The organism is Calditrichota bacterium (assembly GCA_013152715.1).
Classification (GTDB): Bacteria; Zhuqueibacterota; Zhuqueibacteria; order Thermofontimicrobiales; family Thermofontimicrobiaceae; genus 4484-87.
Genome location: JAADFU010000056.1, coordinates 1 through 7,287, shown reverse-complemented (window position 1 = coordinate 7,287; position 7,287 = coordinate 1). Strand labels below are relative to the sequence as shown.

The window sequence follows — 7,287 nt, the reverse complement described above, 5'->3', positions numbered from 1 at the left end:
TCGGCTTTTGGCATTGGTGGGTTTTCAAATTTTTTTCATTTTTTCCTTGACATTTAAGAAAAATTTTGTATATTAGTACTGTACATAAGTTAGGTGAACAAAAATACAGTTAATAAACATTCAGGAGGCGTGAGATGGAAAAATTAACGGAGAAACAGGCGCGGGTGCTGGAAATTATCACGCAAAAAATCAGCGGCGACGGCGTGCCGCCCACGTTAGAGGAATTGCGTGAAGTATTGGGCATCAGTTCGAAAAATGCGGTGTTGGCGCATCTGGATGCGTTAGTGAAAAAGGGTTATATCGAGCGGTCCAGTAAGGCGCGGGATATTCGCGTGTTGAAGCGGCTGGATCAGTCCGAGGATTTTGATTATGGATTTGATCCCAATCATGCGCTGCCGCTGCCGCTGGTGGGTTCGGTTGCGGCAGGAATGCCCGTGCTGGCGGAGCAGAATATTGAGCGTTACGTTTATGTGCCGCAGTATCTGGTGGAAAATAAGCAGCCCTGTTTTGCGCTGCACGTGCGCGGCGACAGTATGACTGGCGCGGGAATTTTTGACGGCGATCTGGTCATTGTGCAGTCCACCAATCGCGCCAAAAACGGCGACATTGTCGTGGCGCTGGTGGGCAACGAGGTGACGGTCAAACGGCTGATCGATAACGGGAAAGCGCCTTATTTGAAGGCGGAAAATCCGGAATACCCGGACATTCGTCCCAAGCAGTCGTGGACGTTACAGGGAAAAGTACTGGCTTTGATCAGGGAACGGGTGTTGTGATATTTTAGGGTCATGTAAAAAGAGAAAATTTCAACTGACAAGCGCCAAATGCGCATCCGCCTGGTGTTTGGACCTTTACAAAAAAGGTTCTTGACATTACATACAATATTTTGTGTCTACCGACGATTATCGCAAATTGCCACAGTTAGGGTAAATTTCTGTCGATTAATCTTGTTGGGAAAATCGGTGTTAAATAAAAGAAAGGGCAAGTGGTAATTTTCCGCTCGCCCTTTTTCTGTTTCTATTTTTGCACCACCTTAATCAAAGTATTCGCCGGAATCACGTCGTTCAAATTTCTCTCATTCAAAATGGCAATTTTCTCCAGATCCGCGGCGGCGACGCCGAAAGACTGAAGCGCCTGGCGTAGAGTCCGCTGTCGAGTGACTTTTTTGATGGCGATTCGCGCTGGTTTGACATTAATTTTCCGGCGGTCGGTTAGTCGCTTGAATCCCCGCATTGGCTGTTTTAGCTTTGCCAGATATGCGTTAAATTTGTCCGGCGTAGTGAAACCGTGAAATACAAAAATATTTTGGTCCATTTTGATAAAATAGGAAATGACAGCAATCGTAGAACCCGATTGCTGATCCGCAATTTGCGAAATGACTGTGTGCGCGGGCAGACCATTGACGTTGGTGTTTTGCCGCGACTGAACTACCGCGCCGCTTTGCTGCAAGAATTGATTCGCAGCGGCTGTGGGTGAATTCCCCTGAGCCAGAGTGAAAAATACAACAGCATCCTGCGCCTGATTGTACATTTGCACCTGAGAAGGCGTATTTGCCAATCCCCACTGTGCTGGCACGGGAAATTGAAATTTCAATTGCGGATGGTAAAACATGTTATTTTCTCTGTAGCCCTGGCGTGGGTCTTCGCCGAAAACCAAACCGTTGATTTTTTGCAAATAACCATTACGATTGACAGCCAGTTGTTTTTGCGGTACATTCGCTTCCCATTTTTGCGCGTCTTTTTTTATACTTTGCACTCGTTCCGCAGGATTGGGGTGCGTTGAGAACCAGCCGGGTAAACCGCCCTGCGCGGACTGGGGATTTAATCTTTGCAATGTGACGAAGAAATTCGCCATATTTCTGGAATCATATCCTGCCTTGGTGGAATATTCAACTCCCAGCGCGTCGGCCTGTCGCTCGTGATCGCGGCTGAACTTGAGAAAAAGCATCTGCGTCCCAAATTGCGCCAGACCGGAATATTTGCGAAATGTTTCGGAAAGCATGCCGCCGATGCCGAAACCTAATTGCGCGACCATAGCTTTGCTGTAGGATTTTGCCGAATGGCGTGCGGCGACGTGTCCGATTTCGTGCCCGACAACGCCGGCTAATTCCGCCTCATTGTTCAGGTAAGCTAAAATGCCTCGCGTGATGTAAACAAATCCGCCGGGAACCGCAAAAGCGTTTATCACCGGCGAATCTAACAGCCGAAATTGCCAATCTAAATTCGGTCGGTGGCTGAGTTTCGCTATTTTTTTGCCGATGCTGTTGATGTAATTTTGTAAATTTTGGTCCTGGTAAACCCCATAAGTCGCAACGACATCGCGGTCGGATTGTTTGCCCAGCGCAATTTCGTCGTTTTGTGTGAGCAGCATAAATTCCTTTTTGCCGGTCACCGGATTCACAGCGCAGGAAATCGCCCACACAATCAGCGACAAAACCACAACAGAAATGATGAGCTTGATTTGAAATTTCGCGCTCATGGTAAACCTCCCACAAGTTGGTTGAATTCTGATTCCAATTTTATTAGGGCTTTTTGAAAAAACTTTTTAACTTATTTTTGGCTTTATTTTCTAATTTTTTCTTTTCTTCTTCTAACCTCTGCTCCGCCTGCTTCTTTTTTGCCTCGATCTCTGCTAACTTTTTATCCAGCAAATTTTTGGCATTGTCAATTTCCGCGTAAATGGAATCACGATTCTTCTGAATGATCGACTCCACTTTTTTTCTGCGAATTTCCGCTTGCTGGCGGACGTAATTTTCTACTTGACTTTGCGCTTCGCGCAGATTTTTCGCGAGCGTGGCTTTTACTTGATTTGCCAGCACCCGATCCACATTGGAATTCATCTGCAATTGATAATTTTCGCTCTCGCCGACTAATTTTGCGTTCAATGTGATTTTCGAAATTCCATTCAAAACATCTCGGACAATTTGCGAGACTTTGTCTTTTGCCGGTTGTTCGAAAATAAATTTTACGGGAGATGCCGCCAAATTCAGCGAGAGGTCGATTTTGTCGCCGAGAAAAAGCCCGGCTAATTCCACGTCTCCTTTGCTGGCGTTGAGCGCAGCGGGAAAGTATTTTTGCTTTTTGAGGGAGATCCTCCCCAGAGCAAAGTTTTTTGCCAGCAGTTTCAACGAATCCATCGGCACTTCGCCGCGATGGTCGAAACTTCCCAACAGATGATATTGATTGCCGTCGACGCGCACGAGATTGAAATCGAATCGCGTGGGTCTGCCAAAAACAGGCGGCTGATTGGTGAGACCTGTCAGGTTCCCTTCGACAAAATAAGCTTTTGCCGTATCGCCGGCGGCTGTGGCAGCGGAGAGTTTTGCTTCACGCAGCAGAAATTTCGGATAGCGATAGTGAAACGGAAAATCGATATCCTGTCCTTTAAGGCGAGGCGGTTTCTTTTTCTCAGGCGTCCCTTTCATTTGGCTGGCAGCGGGAAGATATTTTCTGGCGAGCGCAACATATCCCAGAACCTGCTCGACTTTTCCCACCACAGGTTCGCCAAACAGAAGCATGCTGACGTCTTTGACGTTCAAATCTTTCAGATGCGCCAATTGCTTGGCGCGGTCAACGTCTTGCTGGAGATTTTGCTGAACGGAGGCCAATTGCGTCTGCAGGTTGGAAAATGTGCTCGACAGCGCAGCATGTTTCTCGGTAATCTCTTTCTTGAGACTATTGGCTTCTTGTCGAATTTCTTTGATTTTTTTGACTCCCGTGGTCAGGCTCTGCACATCTTTCATCTCATCAATTTTCAGCGATTTCAATTTCTGTTCCAATTCATTCAAGCGCGTCAAATAGGTCTGCGTTTTGAGTTGCGTTTGCCAATATTGAAAACTGCTGTCAGCAATTTGCTCTAAATTTTCATATCCTTGAACCGTGAGCAGATTATTTACGTCGATCAGAGAGTCAACTTTCAATTTTTTGCCCATGCCGGAAATGTCGAACACCGGGAGTGAAGAAAATTGCTTTTCGAGTCCCTTTTTGGCTTTGGCAAAAAAACCGGAACCTGATTCTTCGGAAACTTCTTTTTGTGGAATGCTTCCGTCTGATGTGCGGGCAGTTCCGGATCGCACATTTTCCAGTTTCATATTGTTGATGATGATGCGCCTCCAGAATAGTGGACGCGTTTCTAATTTTACGGAAGCTCTGCCCGTTTCTAAAATATTTTTCCACGGATCATTTTTGTTGGCGATCTGCAGTCGGTCCCAGGAACATTCCATTTTAAATAGACTGAAATGAAAATTATCCAATTCCACTTTGGCGCCGACAATGGATTGCCCCACACTTTCAATCAATCGCTCGATTCGATAATCGCGGGTAAAATAACCGATGACGGCAAAGATGAGGATGATGGCAACGAGAATGATAATTCCTTTTTTTCGCATTAGTTACCTCCCAGATCGCGTACTTTTTCATAAAATTGGAACACTTTGCTGCCGCTGATCACCTGCACGATTTTCCACTTTTTTATTTTTTCTTCAAACTTTTCTCGGTACGAAACCACAAATTTTTTCATGCCAAAATAGATGGGGAAGAAAAGGATGAGTCCGGAAACAAAGCTTCCCATGACCACAGTATTGTAAAATCGGGTCAGGGGGCCGAATACTGAGTTGTAAATGACCTCCCAGATTCCCTGCAAGAAGGGGATTTGAGTCAAAATAAAATAACCTAAAGAATGAAAAACCGGATCGAGCAAATAGGCAATCATATTCGCGATGAGAAAGGCGACTGTCGCTGCCGCCAAATTAATGTTCACTAAAATGAGAATGAAAAACAGAATCAGTGTTTGCAGCGTCCAGAAGGGCATCAAGCCGATAAAAAATCCCACAGCAAACCCAGCGGCGATTTGCCCCGGTGTTTCGCCTGAACGGAATGCTTTGATAAATTTGGAGACAATTTTGAGCCAGATCATGGTAAGTCCTGAAGTTTATTGAGTGAAGTTGTTTTAATTTCAGGTAATTAGATGATAAAAATATAAATTTGATGCGAGAAATTTTGGGTTTAATTTTTCCTCTGTTAAAAAAGATAAGCCAATTTTTTGAAAATGTCAAGCATAAACATTTTCATAAGTAAAAAATTGGAAAAAAACTTTCCGTACCTTTTAAAAAGGACACGAAAGCGAATACGGTAAAATTTACTCTGAAAAAATGAAAAATTTACTCAAATAGTTCTTGATTAATTTGAAAATAATTTTTATGAAAATGTTTCTTGATCTTCTAACTTGTTAAAAAATAAAAAAATATCAGGAAAAAACTTCCTGGTTTGGAAATGACAATTTTGCTGGTACGGTATTTGACTTAATGGGAAGCAAAGAATGGAAAATACCAGACGATAGCAGAATGGAAAATGATTAAATTATTCATAAGACATCAAAAAAATTCAAAATAAAATATTAAACTAAAATAAATTATGAAAACAAGGAAAAACTCGGATTTCAAACATTAACGATGTAAATAGCCATAATAATCAAGTGAGTTGAGGTCGGCGCTCAAAATTTTGTGAAGAAATATCTTTGCAAAATGAAAAGTCCTGACTTCAGATTGAAATATCGGGTGGGTTAATAAAAAGTGTGAGGTTGAAGATGTGGTGCAGGGATGAAGATGTGCGGAAAGTCTTCAATAGGGGGTATTTCAATCGTTTTCTGCTGTTTTTTGTTGTAATGATTTTTGCTGTTCCTTCCATTGTGTTTGCCCAAAGAATCAGAGTGAACTGGTCGCCGCGGAGCGAATCGAATATCACTCGATACAAAATTTATCGATCCGTTGGCGATAATCAACATTACTCCAGAATAGCTACCGTCAATCATCCGGCTGACCATTATTATGACAATAATGTTGATTACAACACTCATTATTATTACGCTGTTTCTTCCGTGGACGATCAGGGGCAAGAAAGCGAATTGTCCAGCGCTTCGGAAGTGATCACACCGGAAGTTTTCACGCTGTCTGTTTCTGCCAATCCTTCGGGCGGCGGCAGCGTGACCAAAAATCCTGACAAAAATCAGTACGTGGATGGCGAAAGCGTGACACTGACAGCGACGGCGAATGCAGGCTACCGATTCGATCACTGGGGCGGAGCTGCTTCCGGCACAAATTCGTCAGTGACGATCACCATGACTCGCAACAAATCTGTGACAGCTTATTTTTCTTCGATTCAATATTCGCTGAATATTTCAGTTAGTCCTTCCTCAGGCGGTTCTGTTTCCAAATCGCCGGACAAATCCAGTTACAGTTACGGCGAACAAGTGACGTTGACAGCGAGTCCGGCAAACGGATTTTCTTTCGATCGCTGGAGTGGCGACGCGTCCGGCACGAGCCGAACCGTGACGATTACGATGAACGGCAATAAAAATGTGACGGCGCAATTTGCCGCGAAGCACTATTCGCTGAATGTTTCCGTTGATCCGTCAAACGGCGGTTCGGTGAGCAAGTCGCCGGACAAATCCAGTTACAGCTACGGCGAACAAGTCACGCTGACGGCGAGTCCGGCAACGGGTTTTTCTTTCGATCGCTGGAGCGGCGACGCTTCGGGCACGAGCCGAACCGTGACGATTACGATGAACGGCAATAAAAATGTGACAGCGCAGTTTGCCGCTGTCCAGTATACGGTCACAATTTCTGTTGATCCGCCTGAGGCAGGAACTGTTATTAAAATTCCGGACAAGCAATCCTACAGCGCCGGAGAATCCGTAAGAATAAAAGCTTCGGCCAATTCAGATTATCGATTTGATCATTGGAGCGGCGATTTGAACGATAGCAGATCTAATGTGAACATTACTGTGAATTCGAATATGAACATTGTAGCAAATTTTCGGGAAAAACATCGTGTGGGTGGTTTTGTCAATTATCGCGGGTTAGGAGTGCCTATTGCTCACACGCAAGTGGTCATGACCGGAGACACGACAGCCACAATTTTTTCCGATCAAACCGGATATTACGAGTTCGATTCGCTAGATGACGGCAAAGACTATTACACGCTCGCCACTAAAGATGGCGAGTTTGATCAAAGTTTCATTTTGAGTTATGATGCGGCAATCACAGCGCGCCTGGCGCTAAATTTGATTCCCGATACATCGCAAATTACGCGCATCGCTGCGGATGCCGATCAAAATAACGAAGTGCAGATGTTTGACGCGGCGTTGATTGCCCAATATGCTGTCGGGTTGGCTAATTCACACAGCAAAATCGGCGACTGGGCTTTTGCACCGGAAAACAGGCATTACGTAAATCTTGATTCCAGCTATTTGTACCAGGATTTCAATGGCACTATTGTTGGCGATGTGGATGGA

4 protein-coding genes and 1 pseudogene are annotated in these 7,287 nt (G+C 44.5%); 2 read left to right on the top strand and 3 right to left on the bottom strand.

All coding sequences use genetic code 11. From position 1 onward, the window contains the following. Window positions 1–134: 134 nt before the first annotated feature. Window positions 135–773 (top strand): annotated as a pseudogene (gene lexA, locus GXO74_04785) (transcriptional repressor LexA). Window positions 774–1,014: 241 nt separating this feature from the next. Here lexA and GXO74_04780 read toward each other — a convergent pair. From GXO74_04780 to GXO74_04770, 3 genes are read right to left on the bottom strand one after another with little or no spacing between them, the layout of a single operon-like run. Next, window positions 1,015–2,475 (bottom strand): M48 family metalloprotease, encoded by a 1,461-nt coding sequence (locus tag GXO74_04780; GenBank protein ID NOZ60974.1) that lies wholly within the window; start codon window positions 2,473–2,475, stop codon window positions 1,015–1,017. Window positions 2,476–2,518: 43 nt separating this feature from the next. Then, complete coding sequence (locus GXO74_04775) at window positions 2,519–4,384, bottom strand: TIGR03545 family protein (protein NOZ60973.1); 1,866 nt, start codon at window positions 4,382–4,384, stop codon at window positions 2,519–2,521. Continuing rightward, on the bottom strand, window positions 4,384–4,911 hold the full coding sequence (locus GXO74_04770) for a TIGR03546 family protein (protein ID NOZ60972.1): 528 nt from the start codon (window positions 4,909–4,911) through the stop codon (window positions 4,384–4,386). Before GXO74_04770 ends, GXO74_04775 begins: the two co-directional genes overlap by 1 nt. Window positions 4,912–5,580: 669 nt before the next feature. Between GXO74_04770 and GXO74_04765 the strand changes: the two genes are divergently transcribed. Further along, window positions 5,581–7,287 (top strand): hypothetical protein (locus GXO74_04765; protein ID NOZ60971.1); only part of this gene is annotated, 1,707 nt, incomplete at its 3' end.

Coding starts and splice junctions, on each gene's coding strand:
- GXO74_04780 (NOZ60974.1), bottom strand. CDS start 2,475: ATGAGCGCGAAATTTCAAATCAAGCTCATCATTTCTGTTGTGGTTTTG.
- GXO74_04775 (NOZ60973.1), bottom strand. CDS start 4,384: ATGCGAAAAAAAGGAATTATCATTCTCGTTGCCATCATCCTCATCTTT.
- GXO74_04770 (NOZ60972.1), bottom strand. CDS start 4,911: ATGATCTGGCTCAAAATTGTCTCCAAATTTATCAAAGCATTCCGTTCA.